This is a genomic window from Pseudomonas fluorescens (genome assembly GCF_902498065.1).
GTDB lineage: Bacteria > Pseudomonadota > Gammaproteobacteria > Pseudomonadales > Pseudomonadaceae > Aquipseudomonas > Aquipseudomonas fluorescens_BJ.
Window position 1 is genome coordinate 200,071 of sequence record NZ_CABVIR010000001.1, and the last position, 21,794, is coordinate 221,864.

Here is a 21,794-nt window from a genome sequence, read left to right on the forward strand (position 1 = left end):
TCACAACCAAAGATTCAGCAAGCGCGCACCACGGACGTTTCCACCGGCGAAATGCTGCCCGTTGCTGCTGAGAAAGCTCTGCCCGGCGCTGCCCTGATCCCAGAATTGCCCGCGCAGGAACACGCTCATGCCAGCGATGGCCTGGCTGCTGGGCGGTTGAGCGGTCAGCGTCAGGCGATGCCAGGCCTGGCCTTCGCTGAGTTCGCCGGCCTTGAGGCTGACGGAACCGGGCGTCGATAAACCCTTGTAGCCGCGCCATGGTTTGTCCCAAGTGCCGCGACCGCTGACGAATGCCGGGACCGCGACCAGTTGCGTGCCCTGATTGTCGAGTTTGCGGTAGTTATCCGGGTACCAGCTGTCGCTGCCGATCAGCACGCCCAGGCGTCCGGCCGGGGTGTCGACGACGTTGAGCGTGTGTTCGCCATTGGCTTCGATCACGTCGTTGTCATCGAAGATCGGGTGCATCTGCCGCTGTGGCTGGCCAATCGGCAGGCCATCGCGGCCGAACACCACGCTGCTGTTGTACAGCGCACCGCGCCCGATTTTCAGGGTGCCATCGATGATGCTCGGCTCGGGCAGCACGATGGAGCCCGCTACCAGCGTCACGTGAAACTCCTTCGCCAGACCACCAAACAGCGCCTGGTAATCCTTGGCCATGCTCTTGGCTTTCATGCGCAGGTGCGCATCGTCGAGGCGGTTGTCACCCTTGGCACTGATCAACGCGCGGATGAACTTCAGCGGGTTGCTCACCGCCAGCCAGTTCATGGCTTCCTTGAGCGTGGTCGCCTGATACAACTCGTCTTTCTCGCCGCTGACCATCAGCCAGGTGCCGACATGTTCAGGCAGCACGACGATGGTTTTTTCATTCAACAGGCCCTGTTCCTGGGCTTTTTGCAAATAGGCCGCGAGTTTGCGGTGCAAGCGTTCAGGGCTTTGGTAGTCGGTGGGGAACAGTTCGGGCTGGATGCCCAGAAGATTGCCACGATCGGCAGGCAGGCCCTGATCGATGGCGAGATCGATACGCAGGTCCGACAGATAGTGACCCACCGGGCGATCCGCGGCCCACATGGCGTAGGTTGTCAGGACGGCAATCAATGCCAGGGAGAAAGACAGGTACAGAAGTTTGCGCATGGGAAAACAGTCGACGGCCGTTTGCAGGTTTCATGATTGGCGTGCAGATGGGGAACGAGGCTACGGTAAAACAGCGAGTCGAGGGGCTGTTTTTTTGATTTTTTTGCGGTTTTGACCGGAATGATGGCCGACGACGTCGAATCAACGCAAAGTCGTGTTGCCATGATCGATATGTGCTGAATTCGTCATCGCCCCGGCCTAAAGCGATCAAGCCGTGGGAGTTGGAGTGAGCCAGTCTGGACGGTCTGTTCAAGGAGGTCATTATGATCCGACTGTCTCTGGCCGAAGCTCGTGAGCTGGCCGAATCGATCTTGCTGCATAACGGTTTCAACCGGGCCCACGCTCAAGCGGTGACTGCCACGGTGATTGCCGGTGAACGCGATGGCTGCGCCTCCCATGGTTTGTATCGGATTCTTGGCTGCGTCAACTCGCTGAGGGCCGGCAAAGTAGCGGCTGATGCACAGCCGCAAGTCATCGATCAAGCGCCATCGATTGTGCGTGTGGATGCGGCGGGTGGTTTTTCGCAATTGGCATTCCAGGCCGGGCTGCCGGTACTGGCGCACAAAGCCCGGGCAAACGGTATTGCCGCGTTGGCCATTAATCACTGTGTGCATTTCTCTGCGCTGTGGGTGGAGATCGAACAACTGACGGCGGCCGGTCTCGTGGCGTTGGCCTGCAATCCCAGTCATGCCTGGGTGGCGCCTGCGGGCGGCAGTCAGCCGGTGTTCGGCACCAATCCCATCGCGTTCGGCTGGCCACGCGCGGGCAAGGACCCGTTTGTGTTTGACTTCGCCACCAGCGCGATCGCTCGTGGCGATATCGAGTTGCACCGGCGCGCCGGCAAAGCGATTCCCGAGGGCTGGGGCGTAGACGCTCGGGGACAGCCCAGCACCGACGCCAGCGTGGTGTTGGATGCGGGCGCGATGCTGACGTTCGGCGGGCACAAAGGTTCGGCGCTGGCGGCCATGGTGGAGCTGATCGCCGGACCGCTGATCGGTGACCTGACCAGTGCCGAGTCACTGGCTTACGACGCCGGGAGCAAGTCGTCGCCGTACCATGGCGAGTTGATCATCGCTCTTGATCCGCGACGTTTTCTCGGCGACTCCACCGAGCAGCATCTGGCCCGCGCCGAGGTCTTGTTCGAGAGCATTGAAGGGCAGGGCGCACGGTTGCCCTCGCAACGGCGCTACGAGGCGCGAGCGCGTAGCCTGGTGGAGGGCGTGGAGATTCCCGAGGGCTTGTACAACGACCTCAAAGCACTGCTGGAATGACTGAACGAATACGCCACCGGAAAACCCGGTGGCGTTTTTTTTACAGCGGGTCCCGCTGGCTAATGCCATCCACCAGCCGGGCGATACCCAGCGGGTTGGCGTTTTTCAGCGGGTCCGGCAAGAGCGCGTCCGGGCAGTTCTGGTAACACACCGGGCGCAGGAATCGTTCGATGGCCAGGCTGCCGACCGAGGTGCCACGCGCATCGGAGGTGGCCGGGTAGGGGCCTCCGTGCACCATCGCATCGCAGACTTCGACGCCGGTCGGGTAGCCGTTGAACAAGACTCGGCCGACCTTTTGCTCCAGCAGCGGTAACAGCTCGCTGTGATTGTGCAGGTCGTCGGCGTCAGCCATCAGTGTGGCCGTCAGTTGCCCGTGCAAATGCTGAAGTGCCCGTTGCAGTTCGGCTTTGTCGGCCACTTCCACCAGGATCGTCGCGGGGCCGAACACTTCTTCCTGCAACAGCGGGTCGCCATCGAGCAACAGACTGACGTCAGCCTTGAACAGTTGCGGCTGCGCTTGCGGGCCTTGATGATCGCGGCCGGCCAGGTGAGTGATTTTCGGATGTGCGCACAAGGCCTGCACACCGTTGACGTAGCTGTTGAGCGTACCGTGGTTGAGCATGGTCTGGTCTGGTTGTTCGGCCATCAATGCGCCGAGCAATTGGGTAAAGGCACTGAACGCGGGCGAGCGAATACCGATCACCAGTCCCGGGTTAGTGCAGAACTGGCCACAGCCGAGCACCACGGAGGCGGCGAGTTCGCTGGCAATTTTTTCGCCTCGCCGTTGCAGGGCTTCGGGCAATAGCACCACCGGATTGATGCTGCTCATTTCGGCGAACACGGGAATCGGCTGGGGTCGTGCCGCAGCCATGTCGCACAGCGCGCGGCCACCCTTGAGTGAGCCGGTAAAGCCCACCGCCTGGATGGCCGGATGCTTGACCAGCGCTTCGCCGACGCCCGCGCCGTAGATCATGTTGAACACACCCTTGGGCATACCGGTTTGCTCGGCCGCCCGCAGGATCGCGTTGGCCACTCGTTCAGCGGTTGCCATATGCCCGCTGTGGGCTTTGAACACCACCGGACAGCCTGCGGCCAACGCCGCAGCGGTATCGCCACCAGCGGTGGAGAAGGCCAACGGGAAATTGCTCGCACCGAACACCGCGACCGGGCCGACGCCGATCCGGTATTGGCGCAGATCAACCCGTGGCAGCGGTTTGCGATCAGGCAGGGCCCGGTCGATGCGTGCAGCATAAAAATCGCCACGCCGCAGGACGTGGGCAAACAGGCGCATCTGGCTGCTGGTGCGAGTACGCTCACCCAGAATGCGTCCGTTCGGCAGCGCCGTCTCGCGGGTCACCAGCGCGACGAAATCATCGTCCAGTGCCTCCAATTGTGTGGCGATGGCGTCGAGAAACTCTGCGCGACGTACGGCCGACAGCGTACGAAAAGTCGGGTAGGCGGCTGCTGCGGCCTGGGCGGCAGCGTCGACTTCATCCACGGTGGCCTGCATGAACGTGTAGGGCAGCGCCTCACCGGTGCTGGCGTCATGGCTACGCACGATGACCTTGCCGGCGGCGCTGCGCGCACCACCGATGTAGTTGTGTCCGATGATCTCGGGCATGAAAAGCTCCTGTCGGAATGTAGAGACCCTGTAGGCGCCAGCAAGCCGGCGCCTACAGGGCATCGTGTCAGGCCAGTGAATCGCTGCGGCGCACAGGCGCAGGTTCGGCGTCGGTCAGGGCGGCGATGCGCGCGGCGGATTCGCTGTCCACCAGATGCAACGACTTGCCCCGTGTTTCCCGAGTAAGGCCGACAGCGACAATCGAGATCAGCGATGCACCGACCAGGTAAAACGCGATCGGTGTCGAGCTGTGATACTTGTTGAGCAAGGTGATCGCAATCAGCGGGGCGAGGGAGCCGGCGAAGATCGGCGCCACCTGGTAGCACAGGGACAACGCGGTGTAGCGCACGTGGGTCGGGAACATTTCGGCCATCAGCGCCGAGTAGGGCGCGTAGGTCATCGACTCGATCGCCAGGCCCAGGGTGATGGCGGCCATGATCAGCCAGTTGTTGCCGGTGTCCATCATCGGGAAACCGATGAAACCCCAGAACGCCGTGAGCACCGCGCCTGTCAGGTAAACCGGTTTGCGCCCGACCAGATCGGACAGATAACCCATCAGCGGAATCATGAAGAAGTGCAGCAGGTGGGCGCCGAACATCAGCAACAGAATTTCGGAAGTGTCTTTGTGCACCACCAGTTTCAGGTAGGTAATCGAGAAGGTTACGACGGTGTAGTAGAGGATGTTCTCGGCAAACCGCGCCCCGATACCGACCAGCACCGAGCGCCAGTGGTGACGCAGCACTTCAACCACGCCCAGTTGCTGTTGCCTGGTCTGCGCCTGACGGGCCTGGGCTTCCTTGAAAATCGGCGCGTCATCGACGCTCGTGCGAATCCAGTAGCCGATCAGCACCACGATGGCCGAGAACCAGAACGCCACGCGCCAGCCCCAGGCAAGAAATTGCTCCTCCGACAGATTCGACGACAACAGCAGCAGCGCAACCGTCGCCACCAGGTTACCGGCCGGGACACCGGCCTGCGGCCAACTGGCCCAGAAACCTCGACGATTGTCCGGGCAGTGCTCGGACACCAGCAGAATCGCACCGCCCCATTCGCCGCCAAAGGCAAAACCCTGGATCAACCGCAGCAGCACCAGCAACACCGGCGCGGCATAGCCGATCTGGTTGAAGCCGGGCAGGCAACCCATCAGGAAGGTGGTGATACCGACCACCACAAGGCTCAGTTGCAGCAGGCGCTTGCGGCCGTATTTGTCGCCGTAGTGACCGAACACCAGGCCACCCAGCGGGCGGGCGAGAAAACCCACGGCGTACAGGGCGAAGGCGGCGATGATGCCGTCGATGGGGCTGTCGGTCTGACGGAAGAACAACTGGCCGAAGACCAGTGCCGACGCGGTGCCATAAAGGAAGAATTCATACCATTCGGCGACGGTGCCGGCCATGGCGGCGGCCACGACACGCTTGAGTCCCGAGGGTGTGGTTGCGCTGTGAGTGTGTTGAGCGTTGGGCATGCTGGCGGTTCCTGTAGGGGCGCAAAAAACAGGTAGCCGGGCCGGGTCCGCAAAGACCCGCCCGGCAATCACTCAGAGACCGACGTCCGGCAAGTGCGGACGGTTGGCCAAGGCCTTGGCCATGATCTGCTCGACGAAGACCCGATCTTCTTCTGGCAGGGCCAGGCGTGGCGGACGGGTCAGCGCGCTGCCGCGGCCGGCGATGGCTTCGCACAGCTTGATGCACTGCACCAGGTCTGCACGGGCGTCGAGGTGCAGGATCGGCATCAGCCATTCGTAGATCGGCATGGCTTCGGCATAGCGTCCGGCCTTGGCCAGTCGGAAGATGGTTTCGCCTTCTTTCGGGAACACGTTGGACATGCCCGACACCCAGCCTTCAGCGCCCACGGCGAGGCTTTCCAGCACCACATCGTCGAGGCCGGCGAACAGCACAAAACGGTCACCGACTTCGTTGCGAATGTCGATGAAGCGGCGGGTGTCGCCAGAGGAATCCTTGAAGCACACCACGTTGTCGCAGTCGGCCAGGGCAATCAGGATGTCCGGGGTCACGTCGTTTTTGTAGATCGGCGGGTTGTTGTAGACCATCAGCGGCACGTCGGCGTTTTTTGCCACGTAGCGGTAATGCTCGGCGGTTTCGAACGGCTTGGAACCGTAGACCAGCGCCGGCATCAGCATCACGCCATCGACACCGACCTTGCGCACGGCGTTGGCGACCTTGGCCGCTTGCACACTGGTGAATTCGGCCACACCGCAAATCACTGGCACACGGCCGCGCGAGGCATCAACCGCGACTTCGGTCACAGCGATTTTTTCTTCAGCGGTCAGTGAGGTGTTCTCGCCTACCGAGCCACACACCACCAGGCCCGACACGCCATCGCGGATCACGTTGGAAATGACCTGATGGGTTTTCTCCAGGTTGATCGAGAAGTCATCGTTGAATTGAGTGGTCACCGCGGGGAAGACGCCACTCCAGTTAATACGCTTGCTCATTGTTGCCTCCGGGTTATTTATTGTATTTCGTATACGATATTTAAAATGAAAAGAATCGGCTAGTGCTTTTTTCAGGTTTGCGGGATTTCTGCCAGCCGTCGGTCGGGGTCTTCGGTGCTTTAGCGATCAGGCGCCGGGCCAGGTGTCTGACAGTCGATAGCCTTGTGGCCACGGATCACTTGGATCGAGCAGCAGTTGATGGGTGCCGGTAATCCAGGCCCGTCCGGAAATGCACGGGTAGATTGCGGGACGCCCGGCCACTTCGGTCAGTGAGTCAATCCGACAGTGGAATTCGGAGCCGATAATCGAGCGCCCGATAAAGCGCTCGCCGACGCGCATCAAACCTTTGGCGTGCATCACCGCCATGCGTGCCGAGCAACCCGTACCGGTCGGCGAGCGGTCGATCTTGCCCGGTTGAATCACCACTGCATTGGCGCCGGTGGCGATGCCGTTCTCATAATCGATGGGCGCGGCGATCTGGCAAAAGGAAATGTGCGACCACTCAGGGTTCAGCGGATGCACGAAACCCAATTGCTCATTGGCGGCACGGGTGATTTTCAGTCCGACCGCCACTAAATCGGCGGCTTCATCGGGACTGATTGCAAAGCCCAAGCTGTTGGCATCGGCGATCACAAAGCTGTCGCCGCCATAGGCGGTATCGACCTTGAGTGTGCCGACGCCTTCCACTTCGATCCACGCGTCGAGGCGATCGGCGAAGGACGGCACGTTTTTGATTTCCACCCGTTCGACCTTGCCGTCACGGCAATCGGCGACGGCCTCGATCAGGCCGCCGGGGGCTTCGAGCACCAAGCGGGTTTGCGGTTCGGTCATCGGCACAATCCCGGTGTCGAGCAGCACGGTGGCCACGCACAATGAATTGGAGCCGGACATCGGCGGGGTATCCGCCGGTTCCATGATGATCCAGGCCATGTGCGCCCGCGGATCCTTGGCCGGCACCAGCAGGTTGACGTGGCGGAATACCCCGCCACGCGGTTCGTTGAGCACGAAGTTGCGCAGGGTTTCATCCCTGGCGATCCAGCGCGATTGTTCCCACACCGTGGTGCCGGGCGGTGGTGCGACCCCGCCGACAATCACGTCGCCGACTTCACCTTCGGCGTGGCAGCTGACGATGTGAATCACTTTTGATGAGCGCATGCTTTGCTCCTTGTTTGGTCTGTCAGGGCCCCATCGCGGGCAAGCCCGCTCCCACAGGTTTCTGTATTGGCCTGCAATTGTCTGTACACCGCCGAATCCTGTGGGAGCGGGCTTGCCCGCGATGGGGCCATTAGCTACTTCACCGATTTGAGGAACGCCGCGGTTTCAGCATGCACCGGATGACCAATGACTTGATCCGGCGAGCCGATCTCGTGCACCAGGCCGTTGCGAAAGAACGCCACGCGGTCCGACACGTCCCGGGCGAAACGGATCTCGTGCGTCACCAGCACCATGGTCATGCCGTCTTCGGCGAGCATGCGCATGGTGTCCAGCACTTCGCCGACCAACTGTGGATCGAGGGCCGAGGTGGCTTCGTCGAACAGCATGTAGTCCGGCGACATCGCCAGGGCGCGGGCAATGGCCATGCGTTGTTGCTGCCCGCCCGAGAGCTTGCCGGGGAACACCTTGAGCTTGTCACCGAGGCCGACGTGAGTCAGTTGCTGCACGGCCAGCGCCTCGGCTTCGGCCTTGCTTTTGCCCAGGACCTTGCGCGGCGCGAGCATCACGTTTTCCAGGACGGTCAGGTGTGGGAAGGCGTTCCATTGCTGGAACACGATGCCGATTTTCTGCCGCAGGTGATTGAGGTCGGTTGCGCGGTGATGCACCTCGACGCCATCCACGCGGATGCTGCCTTTCTGGATCGGCTCCAGGCCATTGATGCACATCAGCAGGGTCGATTTGCCCGAACCGGAGCCGCCGATGATGGACACCACTTCGCCCTTGTTCACCGTCAGGCTGACACCCTTGACCACATCAAGGTCGCCGAAGGATTTGTGTACGTTGTCGATCTCAATCATTTTCTTGCCACCTTCTTTCCAGACGAGCGCCGAGGCGTGCGACCACCAGGCTCATGACGTAGTAGATAAGGCCTGCGATGCACAGCACCAGCAGCGGTTCCTGAATTCGGGTCACGATGGTTTGCGAAGCGCGGAGCAGTTCGACGATGCCGATCCACATCACTAGCGCGGTGTCTTTCATCACGCCGAGCACCAGGTTCAGCCAGCCGGGGAAGGCCACCCGCGAGGCCATCGGCAGGACGATCCAGCGCAGATCCTGGAAGAAACTCAGGCCCAGCGAACGGCTGGCCCGGCGCACGGTCAGCGGTACCGACAGCACGCCGCCGCGCACGATCTCGGTGAAGTACGCGGCGGCGTAAACCCCGAGCACGATGCAGCCGACGCTAAACGCACTGATGTTCAGGCCGACGATGCTCTTGAGCGAGTTGAACAGCACGAACTGGATCAGCAGCGGTACGCTGCGAAACACATCCAGCACCCACGCCAGTGGCAGGCTGGCCCGTGGCAACAGGGCGCGCAGCAACCCGAAAATCAGACCCGCGAACGTGCCGAGCAGGATGGCCCAGCAAGTCAGTTGCAGGGTGACCCAGGCGCCGTTAAGCAGGAACTGCAGGTCGTTCCAGGAAAAACTGGTGGAAAACATAGTCACGTCCTCAGTAACGGAACAACCGCCAGGCCATCAGCCGAGCCGTCGCGACGATCGCCTTGGCAATCAGGTAATACAGCACCGCGGCGATGGTGAAATATTCGAAGGTGCGGAACGTCTTGACGTTGTAGTCCTGGGTCACGCCGGTGAGGTCGTTGTTGAGCCCGACAATCACTCCCAGCGAGGTCATCAATACCGCCCAAACCATCTGGTTGCTCAACGGGTAGAACACGATCCGCAACAGCTGCGGGACGACGATCATGCGGTAGGTCTGGAAGGCACTCATGCCCAGCGAGCGCGCGGCACGCACTTGCGTGCCAGGCACCGCCTTGAGCCCGCCGCGGAAGTTTTCCGCGAGATAGCCGGCATTGTTGAAGGTGATCCCGGCGAGCAGAGCGAACCAGGAACTGACGTGCAGACCCAGTGAACCGAGGCCGAAATACAGCACGTAGATCTGGAACAGCGACGGGGTGTTGCGCGCAATCGACACCCAGCCGTTGCCGATGCCGCGCAGCAGCGGGTGTCTGGCTTCGCGCATGACTGTCAGGGCCAGGGCGATCAGTACGCCGAAAATCATCGACAGCGCGGCGGTCTCGAAGGTGACCCAGGCGCCGGCGAGCATGTCCGGCAAGGCGCGCAGGGTGGCGCGCCATTGGAAGGTGTAATCAAACATGCGCGAGGCTCTCCATCAGCAAGGCGGGTTGCAACCAGCTCGGCAGTCGCCCGCTGGCACTGGCAGTGCACGCGGCGTCAACGCACTCGGCGAGGCTGGCGAAGTGCACTCTGCGTCCCACCAGACCGGGTGCGTAATGGGCGTATTTGCCCGAGTTGGTCATTAACGTTGTGGCGGCCGGCGGAATCACCGGTTCGCCGAGCATGCACCAGCAGGTGTCGGTCACCAGGGTGGCGCCGAAGGCTTCAATCACACTGATGTGTCCGGCGTCACGCGCCTGTTCCAGCACCGCACGACCGCACGTGATGGCGAGCACCACAGCGGGGTGTTTGTGCCGGCCGCGACACAGCCGTGCGAGGTGGGCGAACTCGCTGAGCGAAAAATGCGGGTTGCCCAGCGAGACCACCTCCACGTGGTTGTCACGGGCACTGTTGAGCTCGCGCCAACTGCGCAGCAAGTCCTCCAGGCGGATTGTTTCCACAGGTACCGGGACGTCAGCTTCCAGCACGTGTGCAGGGTCGAGTGCTTCGGGTGTGACCCCGGCGATATGAAACAACGGCGCGGCCGACGTGGTGGCGAACGCGGCCCCGAAAGCTTTCAGATTGTCGAGGTCTGGCTGGCGTTGTTCCAGCCCGATCACCAGTGGAATCCGGCTGCCCGCGAGGGCACCGATGTGGTAGCCGAGCAAGGGGTAAAACGCATCGTCCAGCTCGCCCAGTTCCGGCAATTCGACGCGCAGACGGGCCTTGCGTGGCGCGTCCAGATGACAACCGATCAGGGGCGCGCGGCCGGTCAGGGCGATGCAGATGTCCAGGTAATCCGGGTACTTCAGCGTGCGTGCGCCGAGCACGCTGTTGGCGTAGACCACCGCGTTGGATTCGGCCCAGACGATCTGCTCGCCGGCCTTCGGTGCGGTGTCGAGCAAGTAGGGGGCACAGGTGAAACTGAGCTGCGCGCCCATCGCCATGTAGGCATCGCCCAAGGCACTGGCCGGTTCGCCGAGCAATGGGTCGATGCCCAACTCTCGCCAGCGGCGCTGGTCCACGGAAATTGAATTGAGGGTGGTGGGCACGCGAACCTTCGCGCTCCAGTGCACCAGTTGTTCGGCAAAGCGCAGGCTCGCAGGTCCTGTGTAAATGCAACCGTCGATGTGGGCTTGAGTGATATCCACCAGTTGGTGGGCACCTTGCAGTTCGGCCATGCGCAGAACAATCTGCATGGCCACCTGCGCCGCTTTGCCATGCTCGCCGTCGAGCAGCGAACGATCGAACCCGGTGAGCTCAATCGACTCGTTGGTTTTACCTGTGTGCGTCAGTGTTTCGGTGGGCTGCCAGCCATCGATGGGCACGTGATCGAACGTCGCCAGCGAGGGGCCTTCGACTCGGGCGAAGGCTTTGCCGCGCAAGGTCGCGAAGGCCTCCTGGCCGATGCACAGCACCGGCAGTGAACGCTCGAAAATGGTCTGTGCCACGAGCACGCCCAGGGTTAGGATCTCATCGGCTTCGGCCATAACCAAAGCGGCCGGTGCATGACCGTTGCTGATGAGCTCCATCAGCACGCTGCTGCCGGTACACGAACCGCGACCACTGGGAATGGCCAGCACACGACCGCTCAGATGTTCGCCACTGAGCGGATGGTGACGGTCGATGACTTCACCTGTGCAAGGGTCGACGCCGCCCCAGAAGCTCAGCCCGACATCGGCAAACAGCAGCGCGCCTTGGGCGGAGCCCGAGATCAGGTTACGACCGATGAGCGCAGTGGACCCAGGCATGTCGGACACCTCAGTAATAAACGTTCGGCACGGTGAGGTCGGTCGGCGGGATCTCGGTGCCGACCCATTTGACGAACAGTTCTTTATAACGACCGCTGCGTACCTGCTGATTGACGAAAAGGTTGAGGTAGTTGAGCAGGCCGTACTCGCTGCGTTTGGCGCCCAGAGACACATAGTCGATGGTGTAAGGCGCGTTGCCGGCGATTTTCAGGTTTTTGTATTTGCCCGACTTGATCGTCGCGGCGGCCACGGTATTGGTCACCACCGTGGCGTCGATATGACCCTGCGCCACGGCCAGCAGCGTGTCGTTTTGTGACTGGTAGGCGCGGAAGGTGCCGCTGCCCCATTTCTTCACATCGCCTTCCAGGGCGATGGCTTCAAATGTGCCGCTGGTGTTGCCCAGCGCTTTGCCCTTGATGTCGTCGAAGCTGTTGATGCCGGTGTTGTCGCGGGTCAGCACGACCATCTGGAAGGCGAAGTACGGCACGGTCAGGCCGACAGTCTTGGCCCGTTCGAGGGTGTCGGAGGTTGAGGCGACGATCACATCAGCCCGCCCGGAGATCAGTGCCGGAATGCGGTCGGGGAACGGCGTTTCCACCACTTCGGCCTCAACCCCGAGGATCTTCGCCAGGTCGTTGCAATAGTCCACGTCGAAACCGGCCGGCGCGTTGCTGGCATCGCGGAAACCCATGGGCGGGAAGTCCAGGGTCACGGCGCAGCGCAGCTTGCCGGAACCGATAATGTCGTCGAGCTTGTCAGCGTGCGCGGTGGCAATGAAGGCGGTACTGAGAACAGCGCTGAGGGCTACGGCAAATGCGGGGTTTTTCATAGAGGCCTCGTTCTGGGAAAGTGCTGTTAGATATCGTATTGGGGATTTCGTATACGATATTAACAATAGCAATGGCCGTGCCGGTTTTGCTTTTACCGCCGAATTTTTGCCAATCCTTGAAGCAGGGCGGCTCAGCGCAAGCGAATGGGCAATGGCGCGAGGGTGTCGATCAAGGAGGTGTTACGGAAGGGAGCACAGCGGGGGCTCAGCGCCCCTTAAAGGAACATTTTAACGACGGCTATCGCGGTACTCGCTGGGCGACAGACTGGTGAGGGCGCGGAATTGGCGGCTGAAGGCACTGTGGTCGGTGTATCCGCAGCGCAGAGCGATTTCGGTGATCGGCAAGTCGGTGTCAAGCAACAGGCGCGAGCCTTCTTCCAGACGGGACTTATGGATCATCTGCCGTGGCGTGAGCTGGAACACCCGTTTGCAATGGCGTTCCAGTTGCGCCACAGAGAACCCGGCGATGGCCGTCAGCTCAGCAAGACTGACCGGTCGGGCGAAATGGCGGCGGATGTGCGCGTCGACGGCCGCCAGTTTCTGGAACGCCGGATGGTTGGACTGGGGCAGTTGCAGGTCGCGGGAAATGCCGGCGAGGCCGACGATCCGCCCTTGTTCGTCACGCAGCGCGAGCTTATGGGTCAGGCACCAGACCGGCTGGTTGCCGAAGTACAGGTGCATTTCCAGTTGATCGGCCAGTTCACGGCCGGTGGACAACACGCGTTGATCCTGCGCGGTGTACAGCGGGCCGAAACGCTCTGGAAAGACTTGGTCGGCGGTCAAGCCGAGCAGTTGTTCACGGTGCTTGAAGCCACAGCGCCGGGCCAGAGTCTGGTTGACGAAGACATAGCGCGCCTCGCTGTCCTTGATGAAGAACACCACGTCCGCGAGGGTGTCGAGCAGCGTCGCGATGGGTTGCAGACTGCTCAGCAGCGTCGGCAAATCGCAGGGTTTGAACTGATTGAGTGAGGGGAACATAGCGCTGGGGGCCTGGTGGCAACTACCGGGATCATAAAGACTCGGCAGCGCCCCCGAAAGCCCAGGGCGAGCGTTTACGCGGGCGGGGTGTCGTCCAGGCACATCAGGGTTTCGATACGTGCCGGGCTGAACGGCGGGCGCGGGGCCGAGGGTTGCCAGTCGAACAGATACTGCACGGCGCCGCCACACACGCGTCCCTGACAGGCGCCCATGCCACAACGACTGGCCAGTTTTGCCGTGCGCCAGTCAACGTGGCCGGCCAGTGCAGCGTAGGGCACGTCTTCGCAACGACAGAGCAGCGTGTCGGCCTGCGCCAGCGACTTGAGTTGCGGGTCGAGGCTGAAGGCGCGGTTCAACGCCTTGGCGAAACCTTGCCAGCGCGCCCGACGTGGCCGCAATTGACGCGCCGCTGCGATGTTGCCGACGGCGGCATGCCCGGCAATTGCACCTTCGACCAACGCCAGTTCACTGCCGCCGAAACCGGTACATTCACCTGCCGCGTAGTGGTCGGCCTGGCTCGTGGTTTGCCAGGCATCAACCGCGAGCGCCGTGCCGTCGAGCGCGCAGCCCAGCGCCTGACCAAGTTGGGTATTGGGAATCAGGCCGAAACCACAGGCCAGGCGGTCACAGGCCAGTTCGACGATGTTGCCCTGCTGGCGCAGCCGCACACCTTCCAGCCGTTCATTACCCAAGGCTGCCACGACGTAGGAGCCGGTGCGGTAATGGCGATCAAACAGGCTAAAAGATTGCACAAGCTTGCCCGGCCAGCGCGGCAGTTGCAGGGCGAACGCGGCGACTGCGGATGACGAGGCCTGCTCGGCAATGCGCAACACGTCGGCACCACTGTGTTTCGCGGTGGCCGCGCTGGCCAGTAACAACGGCCCGCTGCCGGCGATCACCACACGCTGATCCTGCACCGGCAGGCCGCCTTTGATCAGCGCCTGAAGTCCTCCTGCCCCCGTCACCCCTGGCAATGTCCAGCCGGGGAAGGGCAGCAGCAACTCACGGGCACCGGTGCACAAAATCAGCTTGTCGTAGCCGATCAGCCATCCGTGATCGGCGTCTTCCACCAACAATTGTTTGGGGCCGGAACAGGCGATCACACGGGTGCCGCCGTGGTGGCGGATGTGATGGTTGGCGTGCAGGCGCTCGCGCATCTGCCGCGCTTGATTCGGTACTTTGGCCTGAGGCCCGTCGCGCCAGATCTGGCCTCCCGGCAATGGGTTGTCGTCGAGCACGATGATGCGTGCGCCACTGGACGCGGCAGCGAGGGCGGCGCTCATTCCAGCGGGGCCGGCACCAATGATCAGTAAGTCGGCGAATTCGTTCATGGTCGGCTCCGCACCTGCATACCGTCATGGCACAGCGTCTGGCAGGCCAGTCGGAGGCGTCCGTCGATGGTCACCCGGCATTCCTGGCAAATGCCCATTCCGCACAGCGGTGCGCGTCGCTGCCCGCTGATCGAAGTGCGACTGCAACCGTCGCCGGCCAGGGCCAGTGCCGCAGCCACCGTCGTACCTTCGGCGACCCGCAGGGCGCGGCCGTCCAGGACCAAATCAGGCATACACGGCCTCCCCGAGAAAGCGTTGCGGCAGATAGGCTTGCGCCGCTAAGGGCGGCGTCTCGTTGAACAGTTGTGCGACCAGCAAATCGGCGGTGCCTGGGGCCGTGGTGACCCCCAGGCCCTCGTGTCCGACCGCCAGCCACAGGCCTTTGCGTTGTGGGTGTTGGCCAATCAATGGCAGACCGTCCGGGCTGGCGGCGCGAAAACCGGTCCAGGCGCGGATGCCGTTGAGCTGAGCCAGACCCGGCATGTATTCGGTCGCGCGCTTGAGCATTTTCGCGAGCATCCAGCCCTCGACCTGCGGGTCGGTGGTGCCGAATTGTCGTGAGGCACCGATGAACAATTGCCCGGTCGGCCGGGGCTGAATGTTGCAGGCGGTCGAGGGGCCTGTGGCGTTGTGGGCGCTGGTGACATAACCCAGTTCCACCAGCGTGTGGGTGACTTTGCCGGGATAGCGGTCGGTGATCAGCAAGTGGCCTTTTTTCGGCTCGATCGGCAACTCGGGGCACAGGTCGTTGGCCTGGATGCCGTTGGCCAATATGACGGCATCAGCGCTCAACCACTGGCCGTCATCGAGTCGCACGCGATTGCCATCGACCTCGCTGACTCGCGCCCTGCGTTGTTCGATGTCGGCGGTGTCGAGCATCCAGTTGGCGGTTGCCGGGGCATAGAGAATGCCATCGCCGTTGATCAACAAACCCCCTTCGAGGCCTTCGCACAATTCAGGTTCACGGGCGCGCAAGGCGTGACGAGCGACTAACTCGCAGGCAACGCCCTGGGTCTTAAGGTTCAGGTATTTGCTGTGGGCCACGGCCATTTCTTCGGCATTGGCTGCCAGCCACAAAGTGCCGTTGCAGCGGTAGGCGCAGCCATCCGGCATGTCCGGTGCCTGTTCGCGCCAGCGTTGCAGCGAGTATTGGCTCAGGGCCAGCTCGGCCGGGTTGTCGTCGAGCACCAGCAAGTGGCCCATTCCGGCGGCCGTCGCGCCGTGCAAGCCGGCGTCCAGCACCAGCACGCGCAAGCCGCGCCGCGCCAGCGCCTGAGCGCAAGCGGCGCCGATGATGCCGGCACCGATCACGATCACATCGGCCACCAGGCCTTGGCTCATGGACGAATGCCCCAGGCGAACGGGTCGTCCTGTTCGATGATCAGGCTGGACTCGGCGCTGATAAAGGCACGGCCGCGAATCGTCGGTACGATGCGCTCGCCGTGGGGTTCGTAGGAGCCTTCGAACTCGCTGCCGATGACGCTGGCCTGCCGCCAGATCTGGCCCGGCTGCAATTTGTCATCGGCGGCCAGGCACGCCAGTTTTGCACTGGTGCCGGTGCCGCAGGGCGAGCGGTCGTAGGCCTTGCCGGGGCAGAGCACAAAGTTGCGACTGTCGGCCTGTTCATCCTCGGCGAACAGTTCGACGTGGTCGATCACCCCGCCGTCTTCGCCGCGTATCCCCTGAACGTCCAATGCTTGCTGCACGGCGAATGTGTAAGCGGTCAACGCATCCAGGTTGTCGCTGGCGACGCGCAGGCCATGCTCGGCGATCAGGAAAAACCAGTTGCCACCCCAGGCAATATCACCGACCACCTCGCCGATCCCCGGCACCTGCAACGCCACGGCTTTGCGATAACGGTAGGCCGGCACGTTGCGCACACTGACGGAGCGGTCGTCGTGCAAGGTTGCCTGCACCGTGCCGACCGGCGTTTCGATGCTGTGCACACCCGGGCCGATCTTGCCCAGGTGTGCAAGCGACGCCACCAGGCCGATGGTGCCGTGGCCGCACATGCCGAGGTAACCGCTGTTGTTGAAGAAAATCACCCCGGCGCAGGCCGCAGGGTCGACCGGCTCACACAACAGCGCGCCGACCAGCACATCGCTGCCCCGCGGTTCGAGCACGCAGGCGGTGCGCCATTGGTCGTGGTGTTCCGCCAGCCGTTGAAGACGTTCGGCCATGCTGCCGGTGCCCAGGTCGGGAAAGCCGGCGGTCACCAGGCGGGTGGGTTCGCCGCCGGTGTGGGAGTCAATCACGGTGATACGTTTCATGAATGGGCCACGTCCGTTCAGATGAGTGAACGCAAGAGTGGCCCGTGCGGGGGCTTGCAGGCTTGATGGTTTTATCCGGTGCCGATGACGAAATCGGCACAGTGCTGCGAGCGGTCAGTGGTGGTGGGGCAGGTGCTCGAACAGGGTTTTGCAGACCCCGGCGATGTGCTCGTCCAGCAGCTTTACCGCCCGGTCGACGTCACCGGCGCGACAGGCTTCGAGGATCTCCCGGTGTTCGTGATCGGCGCGCTCCTTGCCCGCCGAGAGGCTCATCTGCATGCGCAGGTAACGTTCCAGTTTGTCGTTGACCGAACGAATCAGACTCACCAGAAACGGACGTTGTGCCGGTTCGTAGAGGCAGGCGTGGAGTTCCCAATTGAGCTCGGCCCAGCGGCCCACGTCATCTTCGCCGACGAACTCCTGGCAGATACGTTCGGCGCGGGCGAAGGTGTCTTCGGTCATGTTGGGGATGGCCAGGCGCAGCACCTTGTCTTCGAGCAACATGCGCACTTCGAACATCTGCGCCAGTTCGGCGTCGGACACCCGTGTGACCATTGCCCCGCGGTTGCGCTGGAACATCACCAGACCTTCGGCTTCCAGGCGCTTGAGGGCCTCACGCACCGGGATCTTGCTGACGTTGAACTGCCGGGCGATGTCGTCCTGACGAATCGGCTCGTCCTCGGCGAAATGCCCGGCGACGATTGCGTCGCGCAGATGGCGGGTGATGATTTCAGAGGTCGAAGGCGCATTGCCCAAGTCTGGAGCGTTGAATTTGGGTAGGGTCACGGCGGCAGTCGTTCGGATGGAGTTGGAGATATGGTATACGAATTTTCGTTGGGCTCAGTGCTCTTGCGCTGCCTTCCGACAGCCGCCACCTGACGCTTTGTCGTTAATTGCAAAGGCGTGGCCGTAAAATCCCGACACCGGAGGTGTTGCGCATTTCGATCATTAAGTTGTCAGTTACGGTCATTGAGTGGCTGGGTGACTGCTCATAGTCTGTTACACATGACAGAGGGGCGCCAAAGAGTGCCCACACTTTTTCCGTGATCGCTCGTTGTGGAGTTACCGATGACCGCCGCTCATTACCCGCACCTGTTGGCTCCGTTGGACCTGGGTTTTACCACGTTGCGCAACCGTACCCTGATGGGGTCGATGCACACCGGTCTTGAGGAAAAGCCCGGCGGCTTCGAACGCATGGCCGCCTACTTCGCCGAGCGTGCCCGAGGCGGCGTTGGCCTGATGGTCACAGGCGGTATCGGCCCGAACGACGAAGGCGGTGTGTATTCCGGCGCGGCCAAGCTGACCACTGAAGAAGAAGCGCTCAAACATCAGATCGTGACCCGCGCGGTGCACGAAGCGGGCGGCAAGATCTGCATGCAGATTCTGCATGCCGGGCGTTATGCCTACAGCCCGAAGCAAGTTGCGCCGAGCGCCATTCAGGCGCCGATCAACCCGTTCAAACCCAAGGAGCTGGACGAGGAAGGCATCGAGAAGCAGATCAGCGATTTCGTCACCTGCTCGACCCTCGCGCAAACAGCCGAGTACGACGGCGTCGAGATCATGGGCTCCGAGGGTTATTTCATTAACCAGTTCCTCGCGGCTCACACCAATCACCGCACCGACCGCTGGGGCGGCAGCTACGAAAATCGCATGCGCCTGCCGGTGGAAATCGTCCGCCGCGTACGTGAAGCGGTCGGTCCGAACTTCATCATTATTTTCCGCCTGTCGATGCTCGACCTGGTGGAAGGCGGCAGCACCTGGGAAGAAATCGTGACCCTGGCCAAGGCCATCGAGCAGGCCGGTGCAACCCTCATCAACACCGGCATCGGCTGGCACGAAGCGCGGATTCCGACCATCGCCACCAAAGTGCCGCGTGGCGCGTTCAGCAAAGTCACCGCCAAGCTGCGCGGCTCGGTGAGCATTCCGCTGATCACCACCAACCGCATCAACACCCCGGAAGTGGCCGAGCAGATTCTCGCCGAAGGCGATGCCGACATGGTCTCCATGGCGCGACCGTTCCTGGCCGACGCCGACTTCGTCAACAAGGCTGCCGCGGGCCGTGCCGATGAAATCAACACCTGCATCGGTTGCAACCAAGCGTGTCTCGATCACACCTTCGGCGGCAAGTTGACCAGTTGCCTGGTCAACCCGCGTGCCTGTCATGAGACCGAACTCAACTACCTGCCCGTGCAGCAGATCAAAAAAATCGCCGTGGTCGGTGCCGGCCCTGCGGGTCTGTCGGCCGCGACCGTGGCTGCCGAGCGCGGCCATCAAGTGACGCTGTTCGATTCGGCCAGTGAAATCGGCGGTCAGTTCAACATCGCCAAGCGCGTGCCGGGCAAGGAAGAGTTCTTTGAAACCCTGCGCTACTTCAACCGCAAGTTGCAAACCACTAACGTCGAGGTCTGCCTGAACACTCGCGTCGATGTGGCAAAACTGGTTGAGGGCGGTTACGACGAGATCATCCTCGCCACGGGCATCGCGCCGCGTGTACCGGCGATCCCGGGCGTCGAGAATGCCAAGGTGTTGAGCTACCTGGACGTGATCCTCGAGCGTAAACCGGTGGGCAAACGGGTCGCCGTGATCGGTGCGGGCGGGATTGGTTTCGACGTGTCCGAATTCCTGGTGCATCAGGGCGTAGCCACCAGCCTTGACCGTGACGCGTTCTGGAAAGAGTGGGGCATCGACACGCACCTTGAAGCGCGCGGTGGTGTCGCCGGCATCAAGGCTGAACCCCATGCACCGGCCCGTGAAGTGTTCCTGCTGCAACGCAAGAAATCCAAGGTCGGCGACGGCCTGGGCAAGACCACCGGCTGGATCCACCGCACCGGTCTGAAGAACAAGCAGGTGCAGATGCTCAACAGCGTTGAATACCTGAAGATCGACGACGAAGGTTTGCACATCCGCATCGGCGAAACCGGTGAGCCGCAAGTGCTGCCGGTGGACAACATCGTGATCTGCGCCGGGCAGGATCCGTTGCGCGAGTTGCAGGACGGCCTGGTCGCGGCAGGGCAGAACGTGCATCTGATTGGCGGCGCGGACGTGGCGGCAGAGCTGGATGCGAAGCGGGCGATCAACCAGGGTTCGCGCTTGGCTGCGCAGTTGTAACAGCAGGCCAAGCGTGCCAATGGCTATCGCGAGCAAGTCGAACCGTCGCACCGCCGCTCCCACATGATCGGCGTCGTTCACGCAATTGCGGATCGGCGCTAACCCTGTAGGAGCGGCGGTGCGACGGTTCGACTTGCCCGCGAAGGCGTCCTCAAGGCTGCTAAGATGCCGGCTCTTTACCCAGAGCCGGCATCGATGCTTCTCCCTCCCAGTGACTGGCTACCCCAAGCCCCGCTCGACCTCTTGCATCTTGATTGGTTAACCCGATCAGGCATCGAAGTCGCCATCCTGCGCCTCGACCAGATCGACCCTCTGATCAGCGGCAACAAGTGGTTCAAACTCATCGAACACTTCAAAGCGGCTGACCTTGCCGCTGCCAAAGGCATCATTAGCCTCGGCGGTGCTCACTCCAACCATCTGCATGCGCTGGCTGCCGCCGGGAAACGTTTCGGTTTCACGACCGTTGGGTTACTGCGCGGTCATGCGCAGGAAACCCCCACAGTGAAGGACTTGCAGGCCTTCGGCATGCAGTTGCACTGGCTGGGTTACGGCGGATATCGCGCGCGGCACGACGCGGGTTTCTGGGAACCCTGGCGGGCGCAATATCCTGATCTGCTTGCGGTGCCCGAAGGTGGCGGCGGATTGCCGGGCGCAAAGGGCTGCATGCGGTTGAAGGTGATGGTCAGTGAGCAACTGAAGGGGCTGGGCTGGAGCGACTACAACGGCTGGTGGCTCGCCTGCGGAACCGGCACCACGCTGGCCGGCCTGGTGCTGGCCGAAGCGGGGGATCACCCGGTTTATGGTGCGCTGGCAGTGCCCGACGACCATGGCGTGGCGCAGCAAGTCGAATCGATTGTGCAGGAGGCCGGCGTGCATCATCCGGTCTATGAATTGATCGATGCCAGCCGCGGCGGCTTCGCCAAAGTCGATCCGCTGTTACTGGATTTCATCGCGCAAACCGAACAGGCCAGCGGCATTCCCCTCGAACCGCTGTATACGGGCAAAGCGCTGCTGGCGCTCAAGCAGCAGGTCGAAGCCGGACGATTCGAAAAAGGCACGCGCCTGATCTTCGTCCACACCGGCGGCTTGCAGGGCCGCCGCGGGTTTCAATAAAAGGCGTTCAGCCGCGTTTGGGCATCATCCGCAGCAACGTGTTGTCGCCCACCACATAGTGGTGATAAATCCCCGCCACGGCGTGCAGCCCGATCAGCCAATAACCGAGGGTGCCGCCGAGTTCATGCCAGCCTTCTATTTGTTTGGCCAACACCTTGTCCTCTGATATCAGCAGCGGTAAATCAAAGCCGTAGAACATCACCTGATGGCCCTTGGCGCTGGTGACCAGCCAACCCAGAATCGGCATGGCGATCATGAAAATGTACAGCGCCCAGTGCATCAATCTGGCCAGCACGGTTTGCCAGTGCGGCGAAGCGGGGAAGATTTGCGGTGCCGGGCCGAGGCTGCGGGCGAACAGCCGCAACCACACCAGCACAAACACCGTCAGACCGAGCATGAAATGCGTTTCGGTGATCAGCGTTCGGCCACCACTGCCTTTTGGAAAGATTCCGCGAAACTCGATGCTGGCGTAAACCAGCGCCAGCAACACCAGCATCAGCCAATGCAGCGTGATCGACACGGTGCTGTAGCGAGAGTCGGAATTCTTCCAGGGCATACGGCGTTCCTCACAGGTCGGGTCAGGCC

20 protein-coding genes are annotated in these 21,794 nt (G+C 62.2%); 3 read left to right on the plus strand and 17 right to left on the minus strand.

All coding sequences use genetic code 11. The features are described 5' to 3' along the window. Positions 1 to 1,131: a nitrilase-related carbon-nitrogen hydrolase gene (locus tag F8N43_RS00975; protein ID WP_150638819.1), complete on the minus strand. Its 1,131-nt coding sequence runs from the start codon at positions 1,129 to 1,131 to the stop codon at positions 1 to 3. 263 nt (positions 1,132 to 1,394) lie between these two features. Between F8N43_RS00975 and F8N43_RS00980 the strand changes: the two genes are divergently transcribed. After that, complete coding sequence (locus F8N43_RS00980) at positions 1,395 to 2,402, plus strand: Ldh family oxidoreductase (RefSeq protein WP_150653068.1); 1,008 nt, start codon at positions 1,395 to 1,397, stop codon at positions 2,400 to 2,402. Positions 2,403 to 2,442: 40 nt separating this feature from the next. Here F8N43_RS00980 and F8N43_RS00985 read toward each other — a convergent pair whose 3' ends face one another. From F8N43_RS00985 to F8N43_RS01055, 15 genes are all read right to left on the minus strand, one after another. Beyond that, positions 2,443 to 4,023, minus strand: a complete 1,581-nt coding sequence (locus F8N43_RS00985; protein WP_150653069.1) for an aldehyde dehydrogenase (NADP(+)) — start codon at positions 4,021 to 4,023, stop codon at positions 2,443 to 2,445. 67 nt (positions 4,024 to 4,090) lie between these two features. After that, positions 4,091 to 5,488 (minus strand): fosfomycin efflux MFS transporter AbaF, encoded by a 1,398-nt coding sequence (gene abaF / locus F8N43_RS00990; protein ID WP_150638813.1) that lies wholly within the window; start codon positions 5,486 to 5,488, stop codon positions 4,091 to 4,093. A 72-nt stretch (positions 5,489 to 5,560) separates the two neighbouring features. Next, entirely contained in the window at positions 5,561 to 6,478 is a 918-nt protein-coding gene (locus F8N43_RS00995) for a dihydrodipicolinate synthase family protein (protein WP_150632559.1), read from the minus strand. A gap of 126 nt (positions 6,479 to 6,604) precedes the next feature. Then, entirely contained in the window at positions 6,605 to 7,633 is a 1,029-nt protein-coding gene (locus F8N43_RS01000; RefSeq protein ID WP_150653070.1) for a trans-3-hydroxy-L-proline dehydratase, read from the minus strand. Positions 7,634 to 7,767: 134 nt separating this feature from the next. Beyond that, complete coding sequence (locus F8N43_RS01005) at positions 7,768 to 8,490, minus strand: amino acid ABC transporter ATP-binding protein (RefSeq protein ID WP_150632561.1); 723 nt, start codon at positions 8,488 to 8,490, stop codon at positions 7,768 to 7,770. Beyond that, positions 8,483 to 9,133, minus strand: coding sequence for an amino acid ABC transporter permease (locus tag F8N43_RS01010; RefSeq protein ID WP_150632562.1), 651 nt, complete (start codon positions 9,131 to 9,133; stop codon positions 8,483 to 8,485). Before F8N43_RS01010 ends, F8N43_RS01005 begins: the two co-directional genes overlap by 8 nt. 10 nt (positions 9,134 to 9,143) lie before the next feature. Beyond that, complete coding sequence (locus tag F8N43_RS01015; RefSeq protein ID WP_150632563.1) at positions 9,144 to 9,809, minus strand: amino acid ABC transporter permease; 666 nt, start codon at positions 9,807 to 9,809, stop codon at positions 9,144 to 9,146. Next, a complete protein-coding gene (locus tag F8N43_RS01020) occupies positions 9,802 to 11,580 on the minus strand; it encodes an aconitase X (RefSeq protein WP_150653071.1) in 1,779 nt (592 codons plus the stop codon). The genes F8N43_RS01015 and F8N43_RS01020 overlap by 8 nt, the downstream gene beginning before the upstream one ends. Before the next feature lie 10 nt (positions 11,581 to 11,590). Beyond that, positions 11,591 to 12,409: a transporter substrate-binding domain-containing protein gene (locus F8N43_RS01025; protein ID WP_150638807.1), complete on the minus strand. Its 819-nt coding sequence runs from the start codon at positions 12,407 to 12,409 to the stop codon at positions 11,591 to 11,593. A 228-nt stretch (positions 12,410 to 12,637) separates the two neighbouring features. After that, positions 12,638 to 13,387 (minus strand): AraC family transcriptional regulator, encoded by a 750-nt coding sequence (locus F8N43_RS01030; protein ID WP_150632566.1) that lies wholly within the window; start codon positions 13,385 to 13,387, stop codon positions 12,638 to 12,640. Positions 13,388 to 13,461: 74 nt separating this feature from the next. Continuing rightward, a complete protein-coding gene (locus tag F8N43_RS01035; protein ID WP_150653072.1) occupies positions 13,462 to 14,718 on the minus strand; it encodes an FAD/NAD(P)-binding oxidoreductase in 1,257 nt (418 codons plus the stop codon). Next, positions 14,715 to 14,951 (minus strand): 2Fe-2S iron-sulfur cluster-binding protein, encoded by a 237-nt coding sequence (locus F8N43_RS01040; protein WP_150632568.1) that lies wholly within the window; start codon positions 14,949 to 14,951, stop codon positions 14,715 to 14,717. The genes F8N43_RS01035 and F8N43_RS01040 overlap by 4 nt, the downstream gene beginning before the upstream one ends. Then, the gene (locus tag F8N43_RS01045; protein WP_150653073.1) at positions 14,944 to 16,059 is read right to left on the minus strand and encodes an NAD(P)/FAD-dependent oxidoreductase; all 1,116 of its coding nucleotides are present in this window, start codon (positions 16,057 to 16,059) and stop codon (positions 14,944 to 14,946) included. The genes F8N43_RS01040 and F8N43_RS01045 overlap by 8 nt, the downstream gene beginning before the upstream one ends. After that, the gene (locus F8N43_RS01050; RefSeq protein WP_150632570.1) at positions 16,056 to 16,988 is read right to left on the minus strand and encodes a 4-hydroxyproline epimerase; all 933 of its coding nucleotides are present in this window, start codon (positions 16,986 to 16,988) and stop codon (positions 16,056 to 16,058) included. The genes F8N43_RS01045 and F8N43_RS01050 overlap by 4 nt, the downstream gene beginning before the upstream one ends. 114 nt (positions 16,989 to 17,102) lie before the next feature. After that, positions 17,103 to 17,774 carry a GntR family transcriptional regulator gene (locus F8N43_RS01055; protein ID WP_008029632.1) on the minus strand — a complete coding sequence of 224 codons (672 nt, stop codon included), beginning with the start codon at positions 17,772 to 17,774 and terminating at the stop codon, positions 17,103 to 17,105. 282 nt (positions 17,775 to 18,056) lie between these two features. Between F8N43_RS01055 and F8N43_RS01060 the strand changes: the two genes are divergently transcribed. Further along, entirely contained in the window at positions 18,057 to 20,096 is a 2,040-nt protein-coding gene (locus F8N43_RS01060) for an FAD-dependent oxidoreductase (protein ID WP_150638803.1), read from the plus strand. Between the two features lie 195 nt (positions 20,097 to 20,291). Next, entirely contained in the window at positions 20,292 to 21,209 is a 918-nt protein-coding gene (locus tag F8N43_RS01065) for a 1-aminocyclopropane-1-carboxylate deaminase/D-cysteine desulfhydrase (RefSeq protein WP_150653074.1), read from the plus strand. A gap of 7 nt (positions 21,210 to 21,216) precedes the next feature. Here the strand turns inward: F8N43_RS01065 and F8N43_RS01070 are convergent, their stop codons facing one another. After that, the gene (locus F8N43_RS01070) at positions 21,217 to 21,765 is read right to left on the minus strand and encodes a cytochrome b (RefSeq protein WP_150632574.1); all 549 of its coding nucleotides are present in this window, start codon (positions 21,763 to 21,765) and stop codon (positions 21,217 to 21,219) included. Positions 21,766 to 21,794: the final 29 nt, after the last annotated feature.